Raw genomic sequence first — 24,427 nt, 5'->3', positions numbered from 1 at the left:
CCATTTTTTCGAAGAGATACCGGCCAATTGTTCAAGCATGCGCTACTCGAATCGGTGAAGGCCTGGGTCCTCGACCCAGCGCGTGGCGCTTTGCCCCTGCACGCGCGCATTCAGCGCGCCATCCGGCAACTAATCCTCGACGGTGCGTTGGGGGCGGGCGCGCCACTGCCTGCTTCGCGCGGGCTGGCAACGTCGCTGGGCGTGTCCCGCGACACAGTGGAGGCGGCATACAGCCAGCTGCATGCGGAGGGCTTTATCGAACGGCGCGTGGGCAGTGGCAGCTTCGTTTCGGAGCGGGCGCAGCGTTTGCGGGGGCGCGGCACGGGGCGGCACCTTGCGGCACTGCGGGAACCTCTGCGGTTGAGCCAGCGCGGAGCGGCCATGTTCCGAGGCGGTGGGGTGCGGGACTTTCTGGCTCCCCGCCCGTTCGCTCCTGGCGTGCCGGAAACGCGCGGCTTCCCGCTGGCCACCTGGGAGCGGCTGGAGCGGCAGGTGCTGAAGGAGTGGGGCACCGCAGCACTGCTGCACAGCTCCCCGCAAGGGATGGTGCCGCTACGGCGCGCGATTGCGAACTATGTCAATCTGGAACGCGGCGCACATGCCACGGCCGAGCGTGTGCTGGTGCTCACCAGCTCCCAGCAGGCCCTGACCCTATGCGCTACCGTGCTGCTGGACGCTGGCGACCGCATCTTCATTGAAGACCCCGTGTACCACGGCGCGCGCAAGGCGTTCGACGCCGCGGGGCTGGAATGCGTGCCCGTCCCGCTGGATGCCGAGGGAGTGCAGGTGGGGCACCTGCGCAAGGTGCGACAACCGGGCAAGGCGGTGTTTCTTACGCCTTCGCACCAGTTTCCGACCGGAGTCACGCTGGCGCTGGACCGGAGGCTGGACGTCATCGAATGGGCCCAGCAGCACCATGCATGGATCATCGAGGATGACTATGACAGCGAGTTCCATTACGCGGGAAAACCCACGGCCTGCGTACAGGGACTGGACCCGCATCAGCGAACGATCTACATCGGTACGTTCACCAAGTCGATGTTTCCGGGCTTGCGTATTGCCTTCATGGTGCTTCCGCCTGAGCTTGTGGCGCCGATGACCGCCGCACGCACCTTGCTGGATGGACACAGCGCGCCAATTGCGCAACTGACCCTGGCGCGTTTCATGGAGGGTGGGCATTTCGGGGCGCATGTGCGAACCATGCGTGCCGTCTATTGTGAGCGGCGCGATGTCCTGGCGCAGCTCGTGCACGAGCACCTGGCAGACTTCGTGGAGCCGGAGGTACCGGACGGCGGCATGCAAATGCCTTGTCGGCTCATTCGCGATATTCCCGAACTGGAAGTCATGGGCGCAGCGCAGCGTGCCGGTATCGATTTGCTGGGGCTTACGCCATTGCATGCATCGGGCGCGTGCCGGCCCGGGTTTCTCATGGGTTTTGCCGCATATGCGCCGAAGGAACTGGAGATCGCGGTGAAGAACCTCGAGGTTGTACTGCGTGCGCTAGACCGCTGAATCTAGAGGTCAGGTGAGGGCGAATCCATCCACTACTTCTTCGCTATTTGCGCTTGACATTTCACCACCGTCACCCGAGCGAGACAGCAGCCTGATTCAGCACTCCGACAGGGGATCGCAATACGTCAGCATTCGATGCACTGAACGCTTGGCAGAAGCTGGCGTCGAGCCCTCAGTGGCAGCAAAAGCACTGCGACAACCATCTACCCGAACTTCAACCAGACTTCGCTCGCTGGGTATCCGAAAAAGGCTTTTCCAGTAGCGTATAGACTTTTTCCAACGACTCCAGTTTCTCATCGAAGTAATCATGCCCGTCGTAGTGACGGGCTTGGACTCCGGCAATGCCGTGTGATTGCAGACGCCCCCGGATGTCGGAATTCACCCTCGCGCTTGCAAGCAATGTTTCAATGCCGGAGCGAACGCGTTTGGTAAGAAAACCAGGAATCTCATCACCCGCTGCGTCCACTGCCCATTTACTTAATGAGGTTGCGGCGATATGCGTTTTTCCGCCATCAGTGGAGAGGGCCCACTTTCCTGACGAAATGACCTCGAAAAGAGCCTCGCGGGCTGGTTTTATAAGGGGGACGGTGTGCGATCGCGCAGGTTGACCTGGACGGCCCTTTGAATCGAACAAGACAATATGTTCAGTTGTCGCGTCAGATGAGAGTAGGCGCACAAACTGCGCTATTCGCTGACCGCCGGTAAGCAAATGGAGGCGGAGCATAGCCCCGATAGGACCATTCATCGAACGGATCTTTTGCCAGTAAATACGAAGCTCGTGCGCTGATAGTGGTGCTTTTGACGACCTGTTTCCGGTTTCATCCGGGAGAGTATCGGCAACTGGATTTATTGAAATGCCGAAATCTTTGAACGCAACGGGAATGGAGGGCTTAGATTTCGCTGCTTTTGCAACCTGGAAGGCTGACCGAGCATACGCACGGAGCTTGTTGGCCGTGCGCTTCTTCCCAGCTTCAATGAGGTTGCGCATCATGTCAGCGAACTGCTCAGTGGATACCTCTTTGGCTGGCAGTCCCGCAACATCGGGCCATGCTCGCATCACATGAAGGTTAAAGATCGAACGGGCGTCCTTATGCGATTCCCTTCCTAAATCTTGAAGGTAGTCGCAGTAAAGGCTCAGAAGCCTTTCCAAGGTATTCAGTTCGGCGTTCCTCCGCGCTTCGTCCTCTGCAGCTTGAGCGCTGCGGCTAGCGGCCACTAAGGCGGGATGGCCGCCATTTTCCCGATTCGTGTAGTGCCTTAGTGCGAGGGCTTCGGCCGCTCGTGTAGCCGCTGTAACCGAGAAGCCTTTTGAGGTTGGGGTCAAGCTCTTTGGTGATGCTGCTGAGTCGTAGACGCCCACGAGCACTCGCTCACTCTTGGCGCCGATACTGAATCTCCAGTAGAACCTCGTAGACCCGGCACTGTCCTTCCTGGCTTGCAGCGAGCCGCTCGGCATCACCTTCGCCATCGTCACGAACTTGCCGGCAGGCATCTCTTGAATGACTTGCCCCGGAGTTTTGGTTGCCATCTGATCCTTTGCAATGAGATCCGTTGCCAGATCGTTGCCAGAATTCTAGTGGATGGGGTTGGATGTGGTTAGACGAGGCTGGATAAAAAACCGAGAAAAATCAACAGCTTGTGAGGATTTGGTTGTCTAGGGGAGTCCAAGGAAATCCAACTATTTCGGACTTTTAATCCGTTGGTCACTGGTTCGAATCCAGTACGTCCTACCACCCGATTCAAGGCATCAGTCGTTTGGTGCAAACAAAGGCCTCCTTGCGGAGGCCTTTGTTTTTTGCCCGATCGGCTTGGTGGGATGCACGCTGCCATGCAGCGTTGTTCCTGGCGCGCACTGGGTCGTATCAAGCCGCTGTATTAGGTTGTCTCATTGTGGGTGCCTGGGGAAAACAGATCCCAGCTGGCAATAAACAGGGCGGCGATGACTGGCCCAATCACGAAGCCAGTCAGGCCAAAGAGCGCCATGCCTCCCAGGGTGGATATCAGCACGACATAGTCTGGCATTTTGGTGTCCTTGCCCACCAAAATGGGGCGCAGGACGTTGTCCACGAGGCCGATCACGCCAACGCCAAATGCGGTCAGTACCACGCCCTGCCATACAGCACCTGTCGCCAGAAAATAGATGGCCACCGGCACCCAGATCAGCCCGGCCCCCACAGCGGGCAGGAGTGACAGGAATGCCATGGATACGCCCCACAGCACGGGCCCCTGGATGCCCAGGATCCAGAAAATCAAGCCACCCAGTGCTCCTTGTGAAGCGGCCACAACGATGTTGCCTTTGACGGTGGCGCGGATGACGGTGGTGAACTTGCTCACCAGTTGGCGCTTGTGTGTCTCGTCCAGTGGCGTGGCTTGGCCAATGCGCAAGGCCAGGCTCGATCCGTCGCGGAGCAGGAAAAACAGCAGATACAGCATGATGCCGAAGCTCACGATGAATTGCAGTGTGTTTTGCCCAATGCTCAGTGCTTGGGCGGCAATAAATTGGCTCGCCTGGACGGCAACGGATGAAAACTTTTGTTGCAGTTCGCCAACGGTCGTGAGATTCAATCGGTCCAGCAGATTGGCTGCCCAAGTGGGCAGGGCGGCGATCACCTGCTGCAGATAGAGCCCAAAATTGAGCTGGCCGGAACGCATCCGCTCATATATCAGGGTGGCTTCCTGGGCCAGCGATACCGTGATGGCCGTCATGGGCAGGATGACTACGATCAGGCACAGTCCCAGCGTGCACAGCGCGGCAAGATTGTGCCTCCGGGGCATGCGCCGCAGCAGTTTGCGGTGCAGGGGGGCAAACAAGATTGCCAGGATAACGCCCCAGAAGACGGCTCCATGGAACTGCCAAAGGATGGCTCCGAAGGCGATGGTGACCAGGGCCAGCAGCAGCAAAAAGACTTTGTTCTGAAGGGTAGGTGGCGTCATGTGGGTAGGTGGCATTGAGATACCCGGAATGTACGCGAGCCCGGATTTCTATCTGATTTTTGCGCCAGCCCTGCCACGTCTGCCAAACCTTTTCCGTTGGGCGGTTGGCTGTTCAGTGGCACAATGGCGCCCGTACCAAGGCCCTTCCCCAGCCACAGTCGCATCCGCCAATCGGTTCAGCCGTGTCGCGGAAGGTTTCTCAACCAGCTAATGCTTTCCCAAGGAAAGCGGAGGTCAGCGGAATATGAGCGATACGACGTCCGTCTATCAAGCCTACCAAGGCAATACTTACCTCTTCGGCGGCAATGCGCCCTATGTCGAAGAGATGTACGAGAACTATCTCGCCAATCCAGGCAGCGTGCCTGACAACTGGCGTGAGTATTTCGATGCATTGCAGCATGTGCCTGCCGTTGATGGCTCCAACGCCAAGGACGTACCCCACCTTCCCGTCATCAATGCTTTTGCAGAGCGTGCCAAACAAGGCGGTACCAAGGTCGTGGTTGCCACGGGGGCTGATTCGGAACTGGGCCGCAAGCGCACTGCCGTTCAGCAACTGATCGCAGCCTACCGCAACGTTGGCCAACGCTGGGCCGACCTGGATCCGCTGAAGCGCACAGAGCGCCCCGCAATTCCTGAACTCGAACCTTCTTTCTATGGTTTCAGCGATGCTGACCAGGAAACCGTGTTCAACACCAGCAACACGTTCTTCGGCAAAGAATCGATGCCGCTGCGTGAGCTGATCAACGCGCTGCGCGAAACGTACTGCGGCTCCATCGGCGCTGAGTACATGTACGCCACCGACCAGAACCAGAAGCGCTGGTGGCAGGAAAAATTGGAAAAGATCCGCAGCAAGCCCAGCTTTGGTGTGGACAAGAAAAAGCAGATTCTTGACCGCCTGACGGCAGCCGAGGGTCTGGAGCGTTTTCTGCACACCAAATACGTCGGCCAGAAGCGTTTCTCCCTCGAAGGGGGCGAAAGCTTCATTGCCGCCATGGACGAACTGATCCAGTCTGCCGGCGCCAAGGGTGTGCAGGAAATCGTGATCGGCATGGCCCACCGTGGCCGCCTGAACGTGCTGGTCAACTCGCTGGGCAAGATGCCCAAGGACCTGTTCGCCGAGTTCGATCACACTGCCCCGGAAGAATTACCTGCCGGCGACGTGAAGTACCACCAGGGCTTCAGCTCGGACGTGACCACCCCCGGCGGCCCGGTTCACCTGTCGCTCGCGTTCAATCCATCCCATCTGGAAATCGTGAACCCTGTGGTCGAAGGTTCCGTGCGTGCCCGCATGGACCGCCGTGCCGATCCCCATGGCAAGCAAGTGCTGCCCGTGCTGGTGCACGGTGACGCGGCCTTTGCCGGCCAGGGGGTGAACCAGGAAACCCTGGCGCTGGCTCAGACCCGTGGCTACTACACGGGTGGCACGGTGCACATCATCATCAACAACCAGATCGGCTTCACCACGTCCGACCCGCGTGATACGCGTTCCACGCTGTACTGCACCGACATCGTCAAGATGATCGAGTCGCCCGTGCTGCACGTGAACGGTGATGATCCCGAGGCCGTGGTGCTGGCCACCCAGCTCGCTCTCGAGTTCCGCATGGAATTCAAGAAGGATGTGGTGGTGGACATCATCTGCTTCCGCAAACTGGGCCACAACGAGCAGGACACCCCAGCGCTGACCCAGCCGCTGATGTACAAGAAGATTGGTGCCCACCCTGGCACCCGCAGGCTGTATGCCGACAAACTGGCCGCGCAAGGCCTGGGCGAGACGCTGGGCGACGACATGGTCAAGGCCTATCGCGCCGCCATGGACGCGGGCAAGCACACGGTTGATCCGGTGCTGACCAACTTCAAGAGCAAGTACGCCGTGGACTGGAGCCCGTTCCTGGGCAAGAAGTGGACGGACGCAGGTGATACCGCCATCCCCTTGGCCGAGTGGAAGCGTCTGGCCGAGAAGATCACGACCATTCCTGAGAGCGTGACGCCACACCAGCTGGTCAAGAAGGTGTACGACGACCGCGCTGCCATGGGCCGTGGCGACATCCCTGTGGACTGGGGCATGGGCGAGCACATGGCGTTCGCGTCGCTGGTGGCCAGCGGCTACCCCGTGCGCCTGTCCGGCGAAGACTGTGGCCGTGGCACGTTCACGCACCGCCACTCGGTCATCCATGATCAGAAGCGCGAGAAGTGGGACATCGGTACCTACACGCCGCTGCAGAACGTGGCCGAGAACCAGGCTCCTTTTGTTGTCATCGACTCCATCCTGTCGGAAGAGGCGGTGTTGGGCTTTGAATACGGCTACGCATCCAACGATCCCAACACGCTGGTGATCTGGGAAGCACAGTTCGGCGACTTCGCCAATGGTGCACAGGTTGTGATCGACCAGTTCATCGCCTCGGGCGAAGTGAAGTGGGGCCGTGTCAACGGCATCACGCTGATGCTGCCCCACGGCTACGAAGGCCAGGGCCCCGAGCACAGCTCGGCCCGCCTGGAGCGTTTCATGCAGCTGTCGGCTGATGCCAACATGCAAGTGGTGCAACCCACCACGGCCAGCCAGATCTTCCATGTGCTGCGCCGCCAGATGGTGCGAGATCTGCGCAAGCCGCTGATCATCATGACGCCCAAGTCGCTGCTGCGTAACAAGGACGCGACCTCGCCGTTGTCCGAGTTCACCAAGGGCAGCTTCCAGACCGTGATCCCTGAGCAGGATGAAGCCATTGTGAAAAAGGCTTCCAAGGTCAAGCGCATCATTGCCTGCTCGGGCAAGGTGTACTACGACCTGGTCAAGAAGCGCACCGAGCGCGAAGACGATGATGTGGTCATCCTGCGCGTGGAGCAGCTCTACCCCTTCCCGCACAAGGCGTTTGCCGCTGAAATCAAGCGCTATTCCAACGCCACGGATGTGGTGTGGTGCCAGGACGAGCCGCAAAACCAAGGTGCCTGGTTCTTCGTGCAGCACTACATCCACGAGAACATGCTCGAAGGCCAGAAGCTGGGCTATTCCGGCCGCGCGGCTTCCGCGTCGCCTGCCGTCGGTTACTCGCACCTGCACCAGGAACAACAAAAGGCGCTGGTGGACGGCGCGTTTGCCAAGCTCAAGGGTTTTGTCCTGACCAAATAAGGCCAGCTGCGACCCGACAACAGAACAAAACCCCATTCCGAAAGAATTGATATGGCTATCGTAGAAGTCAAAGTCCCCCAGCTGTCCGAATCCGTGGCCGAAGCCACCATGCTGACGTGGAAGAAGAAGGCCGGTGAGGCCGTGGCAGTGGATGAGATCCTGATCGAGATCGAAACCGACAAGGTCGTGCTCGAAGTGCCCGCACCCTCCGCAGGTGTGTTGACCGAAATCGTCCAGGGCGACGGCGCCACCGTGGTGGCCGATCAGCTCATCGCCAAGATCGACACCGAAGGCAAGGCTGGCGCTGCGGCTCCTGCTGCAGCTCCAGCGGCTGCCGCATCGGCACCTGTCGCTGCTGCTCCCGCACCTGCGGCCGCTGCTGGCGGCTCCAAGGGTGACGTGGCGATGCCCGCCGCCGCCAAGCTGCTGGCCGAGAACAACCTGTCCGCATCGGCCGTGGCTGGCAGCGGCAAGGATGGCCGCGTGACCAAGGGCGACGTGCTCAGCGCAGTGGCGGGTGGTGCTGCCAAGGCTGCTGTGGCCGCCCCAAGCGCTATTCCCACGGGCGTGCCTACCAAGGCACTGCCTCAGGTGTCGGCCCCTGCCGCCAAGGAAGACCTGGGTGACCGCCCTGAGCAGCGCGTGCCCATGAGCCGCCTGCGTGCCCGCGTGGCCGAACGTCTGCTTCAATCGCAGTCGACCAATGCCATCCTGACCACGTTCAACGAAGTGAACATGGCGCCGGTGATGGACATGCGCAAGAAGTTCCAGGACACCTTCACCAAGGAACATGGCGTCAAGATCGGCTTCATGAGCTTCTTCGTGAAGGCGGCTGTGCACGCCCTCAAGAAGTACCCTGTGCTGAACGCCTCGGTCGATGGCAACGACATCGTCTACCACGGTTACTTCGACATCGGTATCGCCGTGGGCTCGCCCCGTGGCCTGGTGGTGCCCATCCTGCGCAATGCAGACCAGATGAGCTTTGCCGACATCGAGAAGAAGATTGCCGAGTTCGGCAAGAAGGCTGCCGAAGGCAAGCTGGGCATTGAAGAAATGACCGGCGGTACGTTCTCGATCTCCAACGGCGGCACGTTCGGTTCGATGATGTCCACCCCCATCATCAACCCGCCCCAGTCGGCCATCCTGGGCGTGCACGCAACCAAGGACCGCGCGGTGGTGGAAAACGGCCAGATCGTCGTCCGTCCGATGAACTATCTGGCGATGTCCTACGACCACCGCATCATCGACGGCCGCGAAGCCGTGCTGGGACTGGTGGCGATGAAGGACGCGCTGGAAGATCCATCGCGCCTGCTGTTCGACATCTGACCCCCTGACCTTATTGACCCACCCGCGTGGCCTGGCCTCTGGTCCTGCCCGCCGGTGGGTCTTTCTCCAACAGACTGAGCGAGATTTACCATGAGCAAACAATTCGACGTGATCGTCATCGGTGGCGGCCCCGGCGGCTACATTGCCGCCATCCGCGCTGCCCAGCTGGGCTTCAATGTGGCCTGTATCGACGAGTGGAAGAACGAAAAGGGCGGCCCTGCACCGGGCGGCACCTGCACCAACGTGGGCTGCATCCCCTCCAAGGCGCTGCTGCAGTCGTCTGAGCATTTCGAGCACGCCAACAAGCACTTTGCCGACCACGGCATCACGGCCACCGGCGTCAAGATGGACGTGGCCAAGATGATCGCCCGCAAGGACACCGTCGTGAAGCAGAACAACGACGGCATCCTGTACCTGTTCAAGAAGAACAAGGTCAGCTTCTTCCACGGCCGTGGCTCGTTCGTCAAGGCCGCCGAAGGTGGCTACGAGATCAAGGTGGCTGGCGCCGCTGAAGAGTCCATCGTTGGCAAGCAGATCATCATCGCCACTGGCTCCAATGCCCGTGCGCTGCCCGGCACGCCGTTCGACGAAGAGCTGGTGCTGTCCAACGACGGCGCGCTGCGCGTGGGCGCGGTGCCCAAGAAGCTGGGCCTCATTGGCTCGGGCGTGATCGGCCTGGAAATGGGCTCGGTGTGGCGCCGCCTGGGTGCCGAAGTCACCATCCTCGAAGGCCTGCCCACCTTCCTGGGCGCGGTGGACGAGCAGATCGCCAAGGAAGCCAAGAAGGCCTTCGACAAGCAGGGCCTGAAGATCGAGCTGGGCGTGAAGGTCGGCGAGATCAAGACCGGCAAGAAGGGCGTGAGCATCGCCTACACCAACGCCAAGGGCGAAGCCCAGGCGCTGGAAGTGGACAGGCTCATCGTCTCCATCGGCCGCGTGCCCAACACCATCGGCCTGAACGTCGAAGCCGTTGGCCTGGCCCTGGACGAGCGCGGTGCCATCGTCGTCGATGCCGACTGCAAGACCAACCTGCCCGGCGTGTGGGCGGTGGGTGACGTGGTGCGAGGCCCGATGCTGGCGCACAAGGCCGAGGAGGAAGGCGTTGCCGTGGCCGAGCGCATTGCCGGCCAGCACGGTCACGTGAACTTCAACACCGTGCCCTGGGTCATCTACACCAGCCCCGAGATCGCATGGGTGGGCCGTACCGAGCAGCAACTCAAAGCCGACGGCGTCAAGTACAAGGCGGGCACCTTCCCGTTCCTGGCCAACGGCCGGGCACGTGCGCTGGGCGACACCACCGGCATGGTCAAGATGCTGGCCGATGCCGACACCGATGAAATCCTGGGCGTACATATCGTGGGCCCGCAGGCCAGCGAGCTGATCTCCGAAGCTGTGGTGGCCATGGAGTTCAAGGCCAGCAGCGAAGACATCGCACGCATCTGCCATGCGCACCCCAGCCTGAGCGAAGCCACCAAGGAAGCGGCCCTGGCGGTGGACAAGCGCACGCTGAACTTCTGATATCTTGAATAAAAAAGGGCTCCAGCGCTTGATAATCAAGCGCTGGTAGCTATTAAATTCATAGTATCAGAGTGGTGCCCATCCAGTGACTGTCAAACAGGCTTACCTGGCCGAGCTGGCCGCCAAAGGCTACCAAAGCGACCCCGCCCAACTGCGGGCCGTGGACGCACTGCAGCGCTGCGCGGACGAATGGGCTGCCTACAAAGCCCGGCGTTCCAATGCGCTCAAGAAGCTGATCAACCGCCCTGACATTCCGCGCGGCGTGTACATGTACGGCGGGGTGGGGCGTGGCAAGAGCTTCCTCATGGAATGCTTTTTTGATGCCGTGCCCTTGAAGCGCAAGGTGCGCCTGCACTTTCACGAGTTCATGCGCGAGGTGCACCGCGAGCTGGCAGCCCTGCAGGGCACGGTGAACCCGCTGGATGTGCTGGGCGAGCGCATTGCGCGGCGCTACAAACTCATCTGCTTTGATGAATTTCATGTGGCGGACATCACCGACGCGATGATCCTGCACCGCTTGCTGGCGGCACTGTTCGACAACGGTGTGGGTTTTGTCACCACCTCCAATTTCAAGCCCGACGACCTGTACCCCGGCGGCCTGCACCGCGACCGCATCCTGCCAGCGATTGCACTGCTCAACGAAAAGCTCGAAGTGGTCAATGTCGACAACGGCACCGACTACCGTCGGCGCACTCTGGAGCATGTGAGGCTGTACCACACGCCGCTGGGCCCCGAGGCGGATGCCGAGATGGGCCAGGCGTTCGACCAGCTGGCCGAAGTGCACGACGAAGATCCGGTGCTGCACATCGAGGCCCGCGAGATCCGGGCCCGCCGCAAGGCCGGCGGGGTGGTGTGGTTCGACTTCAAGACCCTCTGCGGCGGCCCCCGGTCGCAGAACGACTACCTGGAAATTGCGACGCAGTTCCATACCGTGCTGCTCTCCGACGTGCCCTACATGCCGGTGAGCATGGCTTCGCCTGCGCGGCGTTTTACCTGGCTCGTGGACGTGCTGTACGACCGGCGGGTCAAGCTCATCCTGTCTGCTGCGGTACCGCCCGAGCAGCTGTACACCGAAGGCCCTCTGGCGCATGAGTTTCCGCGCACGATTTCGCGGCTCAACGAGATGCAGTCGAAGGAATTCCTGGCGCTAGAGCGTCGCACTGTCGATACGGGGCTGACATGATCTTCAGGCGCTTGGTCTTCTCCACCATCTTCTCGCTGCTTGCCTGCGGGCTCACCGCTTCGGCCATCGCGCAGCCGGCGGCCCCGGGCGCGGAGGTCCACCGGCAGCAGCAGGCGGCTGCCACGGCGGCGCATCGCAAGGCGGAACACGATCGCATCCGCCACGAACGCGAGATCATCAAGGCCAAGCGCCAGCAGGATGAGTCGGCCTGTTACCAACGATTTTCCGTGGAGGACTGCCTGCGCACTGTGCGGGCCGGAGTGCGCGACGCAGAAGCCCGTCTGCGCGCGCAGGAAATTGAGCTCAATGATGCCGAGCGCAAGGAAAAAGCGGCGGAACGCCTCCAATCTATCGAAGAAAAGCAGGGGGCGGTACCGAGTCGTCCTGCAGAGGGCAGCAGCGCTGCCAGCGCCGTGTTGCGCAAGCCGTCGCAAGACCCCCAGGGCCTGAAGTCACAGCGTGACCATGAGGCTGAACAGCGGGCACAGCAGCAGCGCAGCAAGGTGCAAAAGCAGGCACAGGAGCAGGCAGCACGCACCAGTGGCAATGCCGAGCGTGCCGCAGAGGCTCGCGCGCGCCATGCGCAAACACTTCAAGCGGCAGAAGAGCGCCGCGCACGTGTCGAGAAATCCCGCTCAGAGGCCGCCGCCCAGGGGCGCCTGCCCGCAGCGCCATTGCCAGCAGGCTCGGCAGCACGCTGACAGGGCGTGTGTCTCAGGGCACTTGGCTCGGTGCGCGGGGTCGGAGAGACGCTTGAAGAAGCAACGGCCCAGCGGGAATGGCGTCTGCGCCGCTCTGTTCGGTGGGGGGCAAGCCTTTTGCTTGCCCGGCCAACACGTACGAATGAAAACTACTTCAAGGGCGGCCTGCGTCAGCGGGCACCAAGCGGACGACCTTTTTTTCTTCCGCCAGGGCCTCCATCTTCACGATGACCAGCGACAGATTGTCGCCACCACCTCGCGCGCGGGAACGGGCTTTTTCGATCAGGAATTCCGTGGCTTCCCGTGGCGAGAGAGAGTCCACCACGGAGCCGAGTTCGGTGGGGGAAAAGTAGTGCCATACCCCATCACTGCAGGCCATGAGCACATCGCCGGGCTGTAGCTGCGGGATCACATGGGTGGTGATGGGCGGGTCGCTTTCGGTGCCCAGACAGCCGACCAGTATGTTCGAGTGTGGATGGTTGTTGGCCTCGGCTTCCGTCAGCTCTCCGCGGTCGACCAGGGCCTGGACATAGGAGTGGTCGCTGGTGCGGAACACCATGCGCGCGCCTTGGAAGTGGTACAGGCGTGAGTCGCCAGCATGCACCCAGTGGCAGTCGCCCCGGGGGTTGATGAGGAAGGCCGCGATGGTGCTGTGTGGTTCCTGCTCGGCAGAGATGGCTGTGAGCCTGATCACGATGTGGGCTTCTTCCACCATGCTCTTGAGCATCGCCACGGGGTCGTCGGTGTCTGGCGAATAGCGCTCGAAGAGTTGGCGGGCGGTCATCATGACCTGGTCAGACGCCTTGCGCCCGCCACTTCGACCCCCCATGCCATCGGCAATGACACCCAGCACGCAGCCGTTGTGCCGCTCGTGGGAGATCAAGGCCACCTGATCTTGCTGGTACTCCCGGTCACCCTTGTGGATGCCGGTGGACGCGATGAGGCGAAACGCTTTGGTCATGCTGGTGATTGTGGGGGCGCGTACGCAAACGGCCGTCGCGGAAAGGGTGCCAAACGCGTATTATCCGCCCGCCTGTGGCATTTTTGCCATCCCACGGCCCCCGCCTTGAACCCTAGCCTCCATTCCCCCCAGCGCCAACTCATTGAGCTGCGCATCGAGCATGCCGATCTGGATGCGCTCATCGACCTGTGTGCACCTGAGGGGGCGCCGGACGAATTCACGCTGCGCCGCCTGAAAAAACGCCGCCTCGCTCTGCGCGATGCCCTGGATCGCCTGGAACGGGATCTCCAGCCCCAAGAGCCCGCCTGATGGCTCTGATGGAGATGGTGCAGGAGGTGTTTGCCCCCGGCGGTGTGTTGGCGCGGGCGGATGTGCACTTCCAGCCCCGGGAAGGGCAGACGGAAATGGCCATGGCCGTGGCGCACACCATTGAAATGGGTGGCGCGCTGGTGGTGGAGGCGGGTACGGGGGTGGGCAAGACTTTCTCCTATCTCGTGCCGGCACTTATGAGTGGCGAGCGGGTACTGCTGTCCACTGCCACCAAGGCGCTGCAGGACCAGCTGTTTGCGCGCGATCTTCCGCGCCTGGCGCAGACCCTGGGCCTGCCGGTGCGCATGGCGCTTCTCAAGGGCAGGGCGAGTTATCTGTGCCTGTACCGGATGGAACTGGCGCGCCAGGACGTATCCGCCCGCGAGCCTGGCGTGGCGCGTGTGCTGGCCAAGGTGGAGGGTTGGTCGCACGCCACGCGCTCGGGTGATCTTGCGGAGCTGACGGGGCTGGACGAACGGTCGCCCGTGATACCGCTGGTTACTTCCACCCGCGAGAACTGCCTGGGCTCGCAGTGCCCCCGCTTTCGTGAATGCCATGTGCATCTGGCGCGGCGCGAGGCGTTGGCTGCGGACATCGTGGTCATCAATCACCACCTCTTTTTTGCCGATGTAGCCGTGCGCGAGTCGGGCATGGCCGAACTTTTGCCGACGGTGCGCGTGGTGGTGTTTGACGAGGCGCACCAGATCAACGAGACGGGCGTGCAGTTTCTGGGGCTGACGCTGTCCACAGGCCAGCTGATGGATTTCGGCCGGGATCTGCTGGCGGCCGGGCTCCAGCTTGCGCGGGGCCTTGCCGATTGGTCAGGGCTTGCCAGCCAGGTAGATATGTCTGCCAGGGATTTGCGCCTGGCGGCGGGAGATATGCGGGGCGGTGCAAAGCTGCGCTGGACCGATGAAACACCCGAGGGGGTCAGGCAGGATGAATGGCTCGTGGCCATCCGCCGCATGGCGCTAGCCTGCGCCCAGGCTCAGGAGGCACTCGACACCGTCAGCGAAATAGCGCCCGACTTCGTGCGCTTGTACGAGCGGGGGACAGAGCTGCTGGCGCGCTTGGCCCATTTTTCTGGGCCTGGCAACCCGGATACGGTGCGCTGGGTCGATGTGGGGGCGCAATTGCGTTTGACGGAATCCCCCCTCGACATTGCCGAGGCCATGCGCACGCGCCTGCTGGCTGCACCCGCAGAACCGGTGGGAGAAGATGGATGGCCCGGGGAGCCTGCCGCAGGGCCCGGCAGGGCCTGGATTTTTACCTCGGCCACCTTGGGCGATGACGAACACTTGAGCTGGTTCACGGAGCGGGCGGGTTTGCAGGACGCACAGGTCCTGCGGGTCGCGAGCCCGTTTGACTATGCGTCCCAGGCGGCCCTGTATGTGCCACGCCACCTGCCGCCCCCGGCCGACCCTTCGCACAGCGTGGTGCTTGCGCAATGGGTGGCACATGCTGCAGCGCAGCTGGGCGGCCGCACACTGGTTCTGACGACGACACTCAAGGCCCTGCGCACGATTGGCGACGCGCTGACAAGTCAGTTTGTTGCGTCAGGGGCGCTGGAAGTGCTGGTGCAGGGCGAATGGCCCAAGCGCCGGCTGATGGAGCGCTTTCGCGAAGGCAGCGATCATGGGCAGCGAGGCTGCGTGCTGGTGGCGTCTGCCACGTTCTGGGAGGGTTTTGACGTGCCGGGCGATGCGTTGCAACTCGTCGTGATCGACAAGCTTCCTTTTCCTCCTCCGGGAGATCCCTTGGTGGAGGCACGCACGCAGCGCATTGAAAAATCTGGTGGAAAAGCGTTCAAGTCGTATGCGCTGCCCGAGGCGGCCGTTGCGCTCAAGCAGGGGGCGGGGCGGTTGATACGGCGTGAGTCCGACCAAGGCATTCTGGTGGTAGGTGACACCCGCCTGGTCACCATGGGCTATGGCAAGCGCCTGCTGGCGGCCTTGCCTCCGATGCGGCGCCTGGAGTCGGAGCCAGAGTTTGACGCCGCCCTTCAGGTGCTTACCAGACCTTCCACCACGGTTCAGCCTTTTCCTTGAGGCCGCCGCGCAGATAGGCGCTTTGGGGGTAAGAGGTGTCCATCACGCGGCGCGCATCGTCACGCAGCTGTGTCATGCCCAGCGCGTCGTAGGACTGGATGAGGATGTACAGCGCTTCTTCCAAGGCTGGCACGCCCTGGTAGTCCGCCAAGGCCAGCTGCGCGCGGCTGATGGCCGCCACGTAGGCACCGCGCCGGAAGTAGTAGCGCGCCACATGCACTTCATACTGCGCCAGCGAGTTCACGATGTAGGTCATGCGCTGGCGTGCGTCCTGCGCGTAGCGGGATTCCGGGAAGCGGGTGGCCAACTCGCTGAAGGCCTCGAAGGAGTCCTTGGCCGCTTTCTGGTCGCGCTCGGAAAGATCCTGGCGAGAGATGAACGAGAACAGACCGAGGTTGTCGTTGAAATTCACCAGGCCCTTGAGATACAGCGCATAGTCAAAAGCGGGGCTGGCCGGATGCAACTTCATGAAGCGGTCCAGCGTCGCGATGGCCTGGGCTTTCTCGCCAGCCTTGTAGTGCGCGTAGGCCTTGTCGATCTGGGCCTGCTGGGCCAGTGGAGTGCCTGCGGCACGTCCTTCGAGCTTTTCGAGCAAGGGAACGGCCTTGTCGTAGGCTCCGCTGTTCATTTCGTCCTGTGCCTCCGAATGGATGCGGTTGGGGCTCCAGTTGGCCGTTTTGTCTTCGGTCGTGCTGGAGCAACCTGCCAGCAGACCGGCAAGCAGCAGGGCAGAAACGAGGGGCAGTGGGGCACGCAGCATCGCAGGCAGCTTTCAGCAAAAGAGGAAACAGGGGTGCAGGATATCTATGTCTGGGCTGGTCCAGCGGACCGACCGCCCTTGGTATCCGGGGCACGAAAAAGCATTGTACCGGGGGCGGCACCTGTCAAGAGGCGTTGCGCGGCGAGCTTTCGCCCGGGGAGAGGTGCCGGGGCTTTCTACAATGGCCCCATGTTTGTTCACTTGCGCCTGCACACCGAGTTTTCCGTCGTTGACGGTACCAATCGAATCGATGAGGTGGCCAAGGCGGCTGCCAAAGACGGCCAGCCTGCCCTGGCCATCACCGATCTCAACAATCTTTTTGGCGCGATCAAGTTCTACAAGGAGGCGCGGGGCAAGGGCGTCAAGCCTATCCTCGGGGCCGAGATTTTTCTGGAAGGCGAGGCGGGCGCAGCGCCCTCGCGCTTGATCGTCTTGGTGCAGAGTCGGCAGGGCTACCTCAATCTGTCCGAACTGCTGGCGCGCGCGTGGACGCGCAATGTCGTCAAAAATCTGGCGCTCTGCACCTGGGCCTGGCTGGAAGAGCTATCCGAGGGGCTGATTGCCCTGGCCGGGGCGCAGGCAGGGCCTGTAGGGCAAGCACTCTTGAAGGGTGATGAGTCGGGGGCCGCCCAGGTTGCCCTGCGCCTGGCGGGGTTGTTTCCTCACCGGTTTTACATCGAGTTGCAGCGGGCGGGCCGCGTGGACGATGAAAGTCATGTGGTGGCCGCAGCCCAGTTGGCAGCGCGCCTGAGTTTGCCGGTGGTGGCGACCCATCCGGTGCAATTCGCCACGGCGGACGACTATGAAGCCCATGAGGCCCGCATCTGCATCGCCGAGGGCGAGATCCTGGCGAACCCGCGCCGGGTTCGCAAGTTCACCCGGGATCAGTATTTCAAATCGACGGCCGAGATGGAGGCTCTGTTTGCCGATGTGCCCTCTGCCATCGCGAACACCGTGGAAATTGCCCAGCGCTGCAATCTCACCCTGGTGCTGGGAAAGCCGCAGTTACCAGACTTTCCCACGCCCAACGGGATGCCGATCGACGAGTATTTCCGCGTGGCATCGTTCGACGGTCTGGAGGAGCGGCTGAAGCTGCTATTCCCCAAAGAGGCTGAGCGGGACCAGCAGCGCCCGCGTTATGTGGAACGCCTGGAGTTCGAGATCGGAACCATTCTCAAGATGGGTTTTCCGGGCTACTTCCTCATTGTGGGGGACTTCATCCAGTGGGCCAAGAACAATGGCTGCCCCGTGGGGCCTGGCCGGGGATCGGGCGCGGGTTCTCTGGTGGCGTATGCCCTCAAGATCACCGACCTGGACCCCCTGCAATACAACCTGCTGTTCGAGCGATTTTTGAACCCAGAGCGGGTGTCCATGCCCGACTTCGACATCGATTTTTGCCAGTCCAACCGCGACCGGGTGATTGACTATGTGAAGGACAAGTACGGCAAGAACGCCGTGAGCCAGATTGCCACCTTCGGGACCATGGCTGCCAAGGCGGCGATCCGCGACGTGGGCCGGGTTATGGACATGAGCTACATGTTCTGCGATGGCATCTCCAAGCTTGTGCCGGGCAAGCCCGGCATGTCCTACACCCTGGCATACCCGCCCGAGGTGAAAAAGGACGGCGACAAGAACAACTATGCGCTGGAGTTGGAGCCCATGCTCTACGAGCGCGTGCAGAAGGAAGAGGACGTCAAGACCATCATCGAGATGGCGCAGAAGCTCGAAGGCATGACGCGTAACATCGGCATGCACGCGGGCGGGGTGTTGATTGCACCTGGCAAGCTCACGGATTTCTGCCCGCTCTACCAGCAGCCTGGCAGCGAATCGGCCGTGAGCCAGTACGACAAGGACGACGTGGAAGCCATTGGCCTCGTGAAGTTCGACTTCTTGGGCCTGGCCACCCTCACCATTCTGGAAATCGCGCGTGAGTTCATCATCAAGCGCCACAAGGGCCAGGAGAACTTTGCCTTCGAGACCATTCCGCTGGACGATGGTCCCACCTATCGGCTGTTTTCCGACGGCAAGACCGAGGCCGTGTTCCAGTTTGAAAGCCGCGGCATGCAGGGCATGCTCAAGGAAGCGAAGCCGAGCCGGCTGGAAGACTTGATTGCGCTGAACGCGCTGTACCGTCCGGGTCCTATGGACCTGATCCCGAGTTTCGTGAACCGCAAACACGGCAAGGAAGTGGTGGAGTATCCCCATCCGCTGGTGGAGCCCGTGCTGGCCGAGACCTACGGGATCATGGTGTACCAGGAGCAGGTGATGCAGACCGCCCAGGTGCTCGGGGGATACAGCTTGGGTGGTGCCGACATGTTGCGCCGCGCCATGGGCAAGAAGAAGGCCGAGGAAATGGCCGAGCACCGGGAGATCTTCCGAAAGGGTGCGGCCGAAAAGAACATCAGCCAGGAGAAGGCTGACGAAGTGTTCGATTTGATGGAGAAGTTCGCAGGCTACGGCTTTAACAAGTCACACGCGGCTGCTTACTCCCTGTTGGCTTATCACACGGGTTGGCTCAAGGTGCACTTCACCGCAGAGTTCTTCTGCGCCAACATGACGGTCGAAATGGACGACACCGACAAGCTCAAGGTGCTGTTTGAAGACGCGCAGAAAATGGGGCTCTCGTTCGAGCCTCCGGACGTCAACCGAGGTTTTTACCGGTTCGAGCCCGTGACCGACAAAATCATCCGCTATGGCCTGGGCGCCGTCAAAGGCACGGGCCAGCAGGCCATCGAGGCCATGGTGGCTGCGCGCGAAGGACGCGGTGAGGGGCCGCATGGCACCACTACCGGGCCCTTCAAGAGTTTGTTCGAGTTCTGTCTGCGTGTGGACAAGGCGCGCATGAACAAACGCACGGTGGAGGCGCTGATCAAGGCGGGTGCTTTTGATTCGATCAACATGAACCGGGCAGCGATGGTGGCGTCCATCGACCGGGCTTTTGACTTTGCGGCCGCCACGCTGGCCAACGTGAACCAGGGTGGGTTGTTCGACATGATGGGCGACGATGCCCATGGTTCCAGCACGCAGGAGCCTGAACTGGTGGACGCGGTTCCCTGGGGGATCAAGGAACGACTCACCCTGGAGAAAACGGCGGTCGGGTTCTATCTGTCGGGCCATTTGTTCGATGAAGTGGCCACCGAGGTGCGCCGCTTTGTGCGCACCCAGATCGATGAGTTGCTGGACAGCCGCGAACCCCAGGTTCTGGCCGGAATCATCAGTGATTTCCGGGTCATCAATGGACAGCGGGGCAAACTGGGCCTGTTCAAACTGGATGACAAGTCTGCCGTCATTGAGGCGTCTGCCGATGAGGCCTTGCTCAACACGTACCGCAACCAGCTCAAGGAAGATGAGTTCGTGGTGATGATGGGACGCCTGCAACTTGACCACTTCAGCGGCGGCCTGCGCGTGAAAGTGCAGCAGGTGTGGGACTTGGCTGGGGCACGCTGCCGGTTTGGCAAATACCTGCATGTGATGGTGGGGGACCAGGTGCCGGATGTTCCGCGTTTGGTGCAGGAGTTTCCTCCCCGGCGGGAGGAGGTTGCCGAAGGCGAATTGATGCATGGCCTGCGCGTGCGCATGGGCGTGCGCTGCAAGGCCGAAGATGCAACTGCCGTCGCTGAACTGCAATTGGGCGAAAACGCACGCTTTTTCCCTACTGACGCCGCTTTGGCTGCTTGGACGGCGCAGGTGGGGTCGGGGTCGGCTGCGGTGGTTTACGAGTAAGGCAGCGCTTCCCAAAATATCCGGGGCAACTTGGCTTGAAAAATACAGGGTCAACAACCAACTTCTCTTGCGGCAGCCCCTCGCGTGGGTCGCTAGAATGATTTTCATGGCAACAAAACCACCTTCACCCCCCACCGCGCCGCCCGTGACCCGGCCAGCGCGGGATGATGGCGGTTCGGTCGTGCTCGAAAGACGCACCCAGAAGACCCAGCCGCCCCAGATGTACCAGGTGGTCATGCTCAATGATGACTACACCCCCATGGAGTTTGTCATCGTCGTATTGCAGGAGTTTTTCAGCAAGGACCGTGAACAAGCCACCCAGATCATGTTGAAGATCCATCTCGATGGCAAAGGCGTCTGCGGCGTGTACTCCCGCGATGTGGCTGCCACCAAGGTGGAACAAGTGCTTGACGCCGCCCTCAAGGCGGGCCACCCACTGCAATGTGTCAGTGAGCCTGTTGAATAACAGGTTTTTGATCCCGATCTACAGTTATCCCTTCCACGCAAGCACAAAGGAGTTCACATGATTGCCCAGGAACTGGAAGTCAGCTTGCACATGGCCTTTGTTGAGGCCCGCCAGCAGCGCCACGAGTTCATTACCGTGGAGCATCTGTTGCTTGCATTGCTCGATAATCCCAGCGCAGCGGAGGTGCTGCGCGCTTGTTCTGCCAACATCGATGATCTGCGTTCATCGCTGGCGAACTTCATCAAAGACAACACGCCTCAGGTGGCCGGCACCGATGAGGTGGACACCCAGCCTACGCTGGGCTTCCAGCGTGTGATCCAGCGCGCCATCATGCACGTGCAGTCCACGGGCAATGGCAAGAAGGAGGTGACGGGTGCCAACGTGCTCGTGGCCATCTTTGGCGAAAAGGATTCGCACGCCGTGTACTACCTGCACCAGCAGGGCGTGACGCGCCTGGATGTGGTCAATTTCATTGCCCACGGTATCAAGAAGGGCGAGCCGCCGGAGCCGGCCAAGGCCGAAAACCCGTCTGAAAGCGAAGAGGGGGGCGCGTCCGAGCGCAACGAGAAAGCGTCGCCACTGGAGCAGTTCACCCAGAACCTGAACCAGGCCGCCAAGGAAGGCAAGATCGATCCGCTGATCGGTCGCCACTACGAGGTGGAGCGCACCATCCAGATCTTGTGCCGCCGCCGCAAGAACAACCCGCTGCTGGTGGGTGAAGCTGGCGTGGGCAAGACCGCGATTGCCGAGGGCCTGGCATGGCGCATCACGCAGAACGACGTGCCTGAGATCCTCGCCGAGGCTGTGGTGTATTCGCTCGACATGGGTGCGCTGCTCGCGGGCACCAAGTACCGGGGCGATTTCGAGCAGCGCCTGAAAGGCGTGCTCAAGTCGCTCAAGGACAAGCCCAACGCCATCTTGTTCATCGACGAGATCCACACCCTGATCGGTGCGGGTGCGGCCTCGGGTGGCACGCTCGATGCGTCGAACCTGCTCAAGCCCGCGCTCTCCAGCGGCCAGCTCAAGTGCATCGGCGCGACCACTTTCACGGAATACCGTGGCATCTTTGAAAAGGATGCGGCGCTGTCGCGCCGTTTCCAGAAGGTGGACGTGGTCGAGCCCAGCGTGGCCGAAACCATCGACATTCTCAAGGGCCTGAAGTCGCGCTTTGAAGAGCACCACAGCGTCAAATACGCGGCGGCGGCCCTGCAGGCGGCAGCTGAGCTCAGCGCCAAGTACATCAATGACCGCCATCTGCCCGACAAGGCCATCGACGTCATCGATGAAGCGGGTGCGGCGCAGCGCATCATGGTGCCGAGCAAGCGCAAGAAGACCATTGGCAAGGCCGAGATCGAAGAGATCGTGGCCAAGATCGCGCGCATACCGCCCGCCAATGTCTCCAATGACGACCGCGGCAAGTTGCAGACGCTGGAACGCGACCTCAAGAGCGTGGTGTTCGGCCAGGACAAAGCCCTGGAAGTGCTTGCCAGTTCAGTGAAGATGGCGCGGTCTGGCCTGGGCAAGGGCGACAAGCCGATCGGCTCGTTCCTGTTCAGCGGCCCCACGGGCGTGGGCAAGACCGAAGCCGCCAAGCAGCTGGCCTACATCATGGGCATCGAGCTCCTGCGCTTCGACATGTCGGAATACATGGAACGCCATGCCGTGAGCCGCTTGATTGGTGCGCCTCCGGGCTATGTCGGGTTCGACCAGGGCGGCCTGTTGACCGAAGCCATCACGAAGAAGCCACACGCTGTGCTGCTGCTCGACGAAATCGAGAAGGCGCATCCGGACATCTTCAACGTGCTGCTGCAGGTCATGGACCATGGCACGCTGACGGACAACAACGGCCGCAAGGCCGACTTCCGCAACGTCCTGATCATCATGACGACGAACGCCGGCGCCGAGACCATGAACAAGGCGACCATCGGCTTCACCAACCCGCGCCAGGCGGGCGACGAGATGGGCGACATCAAGCGCCTGTTCACGCCCGAGTTCCGAAACCGGCTGGATGCCATCGTCAACTTCAAGGCGCTGGATGAGCAGATCATCCTGCGCGTGGTGGACAAGTTCTTGCTGCAGCTGGAGACGCAACTGGCCGAGAAGAAGGTGGAAGTCACCTTCACCGACACGCTGCGCAAGCACCTGGCCAAGAAGGGCTTCGATCCGCTGATGGGTGCCCGCCCTATGCAACGCCTGATCCAGGACACGATCCGCCGTGCGCTGGCCGATGAGTTGCTGTTCGGTCGCCTGACGGAGGGTGGACGCCTGACGGTCGATATCGAGCTGAAGACCGACGACAAGGGCGTGGAAACCTCCGAGGTATTGCTGGATATCCAGCCGCTGGCCAAGAAGGAGCGCTCCGCGAAGTCCGAGCCCGCCGAGCCTGAGGAAGCCACGGCAGACTGATGGGCATTGGCGCCGCTGGCGCTTTTGCAACACGCACCGGCCCCCTCCCGAAGCCAGCCATCATTGCGATGGCTGGCTTTTTTTCGCCCCTGCGTCGCGCACCGGTTTCGCCATCCGCCATGCTGCATCTGCAGCTTGGTTGCGAAACCTGCAGCGACAGGCGTTGATCCGCCGCGTCAGCGAATCGGTGGGTGCGGACGCCGTGCGCGGTCCCAAGGTCTTTGAAACGTTTTCGTACAGTTCTGCAGCAGGCTGAGGGGGCGGGGCGGGATACTGCGAGCTCATTCAGGAGACAACCCATGACCATTCCCACCCCGACACCCTCCGCCCCGATTGTCCAGGGTGCCGCCTTTCGCGCGCAGCGTCTGGGCGCGATCAGCCGGTGCATCGCCATCGCCAGTTTGGGCGCGGTGGTGGCCGGTTGTGGTGGAGGCGGAGAGAGTGACGCGTCGCCGGTTTCGGCGCCTCCCGTTTCGCCAGCGCCAGGCGCACCCGCGCCTGCACCCGCACCAGCCCCTGGGGTCAATGTCTATGGTGATGTGCGGGGCGCAACCCTGGGCGTGGGCGCACCGCTGAATGGCGCACTGCCGTTCCCTGCCGACAATGCCTGGAACGCGGACGTCACCACGCGCGCGGTGGACCCCAACTCCGATAACCTCATCGCCAGCATCGGCCTCACCCGGGGCTTGTTTCCGGACTTCGGCGCGGGCCTGTGGGAAGGCGCGCCCATCGGTATTCCCTATGTGGTGGTGGCGGGTACCCAGCCACGTGTGGCAGTGCAGTTCACCGACTACGGCGACGAGAGTGATGCAGGCCCGTACCCGATTTCGCCCAACGCGCCTATCGAAGGCGGCCCTTCCAGCGCGGGCGACAGGCACGTGATCGTGATCGACCGCGACAACAACCGCCTGTATGAAACCGGCAACAGCTATCCGCAGCCCGATGGCAGCTGGCGTGCGTCAGGTGGTGCCGTTTTTCACCTGGACAACAACAACGTGCGCCCGACCGCGCAGCCGCGATGGACCAGCGCGGACGCAGCGGGCCTGCCGATCTTCCCGGGCCTGGTGCGGTACGACGAGGCGTCGCTGGGCCCCGGTGGCATCCGCCACGCGCTGCGCTTCACCGTCAGCCAGACCCGGCGCGCCTACGTGCCGCCCGCCACCCACTGGGCGTCGAGCAATACCAGCCTCAACCTTCCTCCCATGGGCATGCGCGTGCGCCTGAAGGCGGGTTATGCGATCCCGGCAGGCTTCTCTGCCGAAACACGCGCCATCCTCACCGCCCTCAAGACCCACGGGATGATGGTGGCCGACAACGGCTCCAACTGGTATCTGAGCGGGGCGCCGGATGAGCGCTGGAACAACGACCGCCTGAAATCCGAGCTGCGGCAGGTGTTGGGCCGTGATTTTGAGGTTGTGCGCATGGACGGGCTGGTGACACCGTGAGGCTGCCTGCT

General features: G+C 61.9%; 16 protein-coding genes and 1 tRNA gene. 13 read left to right on the top strand and 4 right to left on the bottom strand.

The annotated features are described in order from the left end of the window. Window positions 1-27 precede the first annotated feature (27 nt). Entirely contained in the window at window positions 28-1,512 is a 1,485-nt protein-coding gene (locus IB243_RS23235; protein WP_192429619.1) for a PLP-dependent aminotransferase family protein, read from the top strand. A 214-nt stretch (window positions 1,513-1,726) separates the two neighbouring features. Here the strand turns inward: IB243_RS23235 and IB243_RS23230 are convergent, their stop codons facing one another. Continuing rightward, entirely contained in the window at window positions 1,727-3,040 is a 1,314-nt protein-coding gene (locus tag IB243_RS23230; RefSeq protein ID WP_225585257.1) for an integrase, read from the bottom strand. Between the two features lie 113 nt (window positions 3,041-3,153). Here IB243_RS23230 and IB243_RS23225 point away from each other — a divergent pair. Beyond that, window positions 3,154-3,245, top strand: a tRNA-Lys gene (locus IB243_RS23225). A 142-nt stretch (window positions 3,246-3,387) separates the two neighbouring features. Here the strand turns inward: IB243_RS23225 and IB243_RS23220 are convergent. Beyond that, window positions 3,388-4,446, bottom strand: coding sequence for an AI-2E family transporter (locus IB243_RS23220; protein ID WP_192429562.1), 1,059 nt, complete (start codon window positions 4,444-4,446; stop codon window positions 3,388-3,390). A 244-nt stretch (window positions 4,447-4,690) separates the two neighbouring features. Here IB243_RS23220 and IB243_RS23215 point away from each other — a divergent pair, with 244 nt between their 5' ends. The 5 genes from IB243_RS23215 (at window position 4,691) to IB243_RS23195 (ending at window position 12,298) form a co-directional block, all read left to right on the top strand. Beyond that, complete coding sequence (locus tag IB243_RS23215; protein WP_010465520.1) at window positions 4,691-7,570, top strand: 2-oxoglutarate dehydrogenase E1 component; 2,880 nt, start codon at window positions 4,691-4,693, stop codon at window positions 7,568-7,570. A gap of 51 nt (window positions 7,571-7,621) precedes the next feature. After that, entirely contained in the window at window positions 7,622-8,896 is a 1,275-nt protein-coding gene (gene odhB, locus IB243_RS23210) for a 2-oxoglutarate dehydrogenase complex dihydrolipoyllysine-residue succinyltransferase (protein ID WP_192429561.1), read from the top strand. A 90-nt stretch (window positions 8,897-8,986) separates the two neighbouring features. Next, on the top strand, window positions 8,987-10,414 hold the full coding sequence (lpdA, locus tag IB243_RS23205) for a dihydrolipoyl dehydrogenase (protein WP_192429560.1): 1,428 nt from the start codon (window positions 8,987-8,989) through the stop codon (window positions 10,412-10,414). Window positions 10,415-10,499: 85 nt separating this feature from the next. Continuing rightward, entirely contained in the window at window positions 10,500-11,597 is a 1,098-nt protein-coding gene (gene zapE / locus IB243_RS23200; RefSeq protein ID WP_010465513.1) for a cell division protein ZapE, read from the top strand. Further along, window positions 11,594-12,298, top strand: a complete 705-nt coding sequence (locus IB243_RS23195; protein WP_192429559.1) for a hypothetical protein — start codon at window positions 11,594-11,596, stop codon at window positions 12,296-12,298. Before zapE ends, IB243_RS23195 begins: the two co-directional genes overlap by 4 nt. A 154-nt stretch (window positions 12,299-12,452) precedes the next feature. Here the strand turns inward: IB243_RS23195 and IB243_RS23190 are convergent, their stop codons facing one another. Continuing rightward, entirely contained in the window at window positions 12,453-13,259 is an 807-nt protein-coding gene (locus IB243_RS23190; RefSeq protein WP_010465509.1) for a PP2C family serine/threonine-protein phosphatase, read from the bottom strand. 105 nt (window positions 13,260-13,364) lie between these two features. On the opposite strand from IB243_RS23190, the gene IB243_RS23185 reads away from it, so the two are divergent. Continuing rightward, on the top strand, window positions 13,365-13,568 hold the full coding sequence (locus IB243_RS23185) for a YdcH family protein (RefSeq protein ID WP_081474686.1): 204 nt from the start codon (window positions 13,365-13,367) through the stop codon (window positions 13,566-13,568). Continuing rightward, the gene (locus tag IB243_RS23180; RefSeq protein WP_192429558.1) at window positions 13,568-15,616 is read left to right on the top strand and encodes an ATP-dependent DNA helicase; all 2,049 of its coding nucleotides are present in this window, start codon (window positions 13,568-13,570) and stop codon (window positions 15,614-15,616) included. The genes IB243_RS23185 and IB243_RS23180 overlap by 1 nt, the downstream gene beginning before the upstream one ends. Here IB243_RS23180 and IB243_RS23175 read toward each other — a convergent pair. Continuing rightward, the gene (locus IB243_RS23175) at window positions 15,579-16,376 is read right to left on the bottom strand and encodes an outer membrane protein assembly factor BamD (RefSeq protein ID WP_192429557.1); all 798 of its coding nucleotides are present in this window, start codon (window positions 16,374-16,376) and stop codon (window positions 15,579-15,581) included. The genes IB243_RS23180 and IB243_RS23175 overlap by 38 nt on opposite strands. Before the next feature lie 189 nt (window positions 16,377-16,565). Between IB243_RS23175 and dnaE the strand changes: the two genes are divergently transcribed. The 4 genes from dnaE to IB243_RS23155 all read left to right on the top strand — a co-directional run bounded on the left by dnaE (window position 16,566) and on the right by IB243_RS23155 (window position 24,416). Continuing rightward, window positions 16,566-20,099, top strand: a complete 3,534-nt coding sequence (gene dnaE, locus IB243_RS23170) for a DNA polymerase III subunit alpha (protein ID WP_192429556.1) — start codon at window positions 16,566-16,568, stop codon at window positions 20,097-20,099. 97 nt (window positions 20,100-20,196) lie between these two features. Then, window positions 20,197-20,565 carry an ATP-dependent Clp protease adapter ClpS gene (gene clpS / locus IB243_RS23165; RefSeq protein ID WP_029414237.1) on the top strand — a complete coding sequence of 123 codons (369 nt, stop codon included), beginning with the start codon at window positions 20,197-20,199 and terminating at the stop codon, window positions 20,563-20,565. Between the two features lie 57 nt (window positions 20,566-20,622). Next, entirely contained in the window at window positions 20,623-22,971 is a 2,349-nt protein-coding gene (clpA, locus tag IB243_RS23160) for an ATP-dependent Clp protease ATP-binding subunit ClpA (protein ID WP_010465500.1), read from the top strand. Between the two features lie 299 nt (window positions 22,972-23,270). Continuing rightward, entirely contained in the window at window positions 23,271-24,416 is a 1,146-nt protein-coding gene (locus tag IB243_RS23155; RefSeq protein WP_192429555.1) for a hypothetical protein, read from the top strand. Window positions 24,417-24,427 lie beyond the last annotated feature (11 nt).

The sequence above is a fragment of the Acidovorax sp. ACV01 genome, from assembly GCF_014851495.1.
Lineage (GTDB): Bacteria > Pseudomonadota > Gammaproteobacteria > Burkholderiales > Burkholderiaceae_C > Acidovorax > Acidovorax radicis.
Note: the sequence above shows the minus strand (reverse complement) of the source record. Positions and strands in the feature narration are given on the sequence as shown.

Bases quoted from the DNA above. Each gene is read 5' to 3' on its own strand.
- IB243_RS23230 (WP_225585257.1), bottom strand. From the start codon at position 3,040: ATGGCAACCAAAACTCCGGGGCAAGTCATTCAAGAGATGCCTGCCGGC.
- IB243_RS23220 (WP_192429562.1), bottom strand. From the start codon at position 4,446: ATGACGCCACCTACCCTTCAGAACAAAGTCTTTTTGCTGCTGCTGGCC.
- IB243_RS23215 (WP_010465520.1), top strand. From the start codon at position 4,691: ATGAGCGATACGACGTCCGTCTATCAAGCCTACCAAGGCAATACTTAC.
- odhB (WP_192429561.1), top strand. From the start codon at position 7,622: ATGGCTATCGTAGAAGTCAAAGTCCCCCAGCTGTCCGAATCCGTGGCC.
- lpdA (WP_192429560.1), top strand. From the start codon at position 8,987: ATGAGCAAACAATTCGACGTGATCGTCATCGGTGGCGGCCCCGGCGGC.
- IB243_RS23195 (WP_192429559.1), top strand. From the start codon at position 11,594: ATGATCTTCAGGCGCTTGGTCTTCTCCACCATCTTCTCGCTGCTTGCC.
- IB243_RS23190 (WP_010465509.1), bottom strand. From the start codon at position 13,259: ATGACCAAAGCGTTTCGCCTCATCGCGTCCACCGGCATCCACAAGGGT.
- IB243_RS23180 (WP_192429558.1), top strand. From the start codon at position 13,568: ATGGCTCTGATGGAGATGGTGCAGGAGGTGTTTGCCCCCGGCGGTGTG.
- IB243_RS23175 (WP_192429557.1), bottom strand. From the start codon at position 16,376: ATGCTGCGTGCCCCACTGCCCCTCGTTTCTGCCCTGCTGCTTGCCGGT.
- dnaE (WP_192429556.1), top strand. From the start codon at position 16,566: ATGTTTGTTCACTTGCGCCTGCACACCGAGTTTTCCGTCGTTGACGGT.
- clpS (WP_029414237.1), top strand. From the start codon at position 20,197: ATGATTTTCATGGCAACAAAACCACCTTCACCCCCCACCGCGCCGCCC.
- clpA (WP_010465500.1), top strand. From the start codon at position 20,623: ATGATTGCCCAGGAACTGGAAGTCAGCTTGCACATGGCCTTTGTTGAG.
- IB243_RS23155 (WP_192429555.1), top strand. From the start codon at position 23,271: ATGACCATTCCCACCCCGACACCCTCCGCCCCGATTGTCCAGGGTGCC.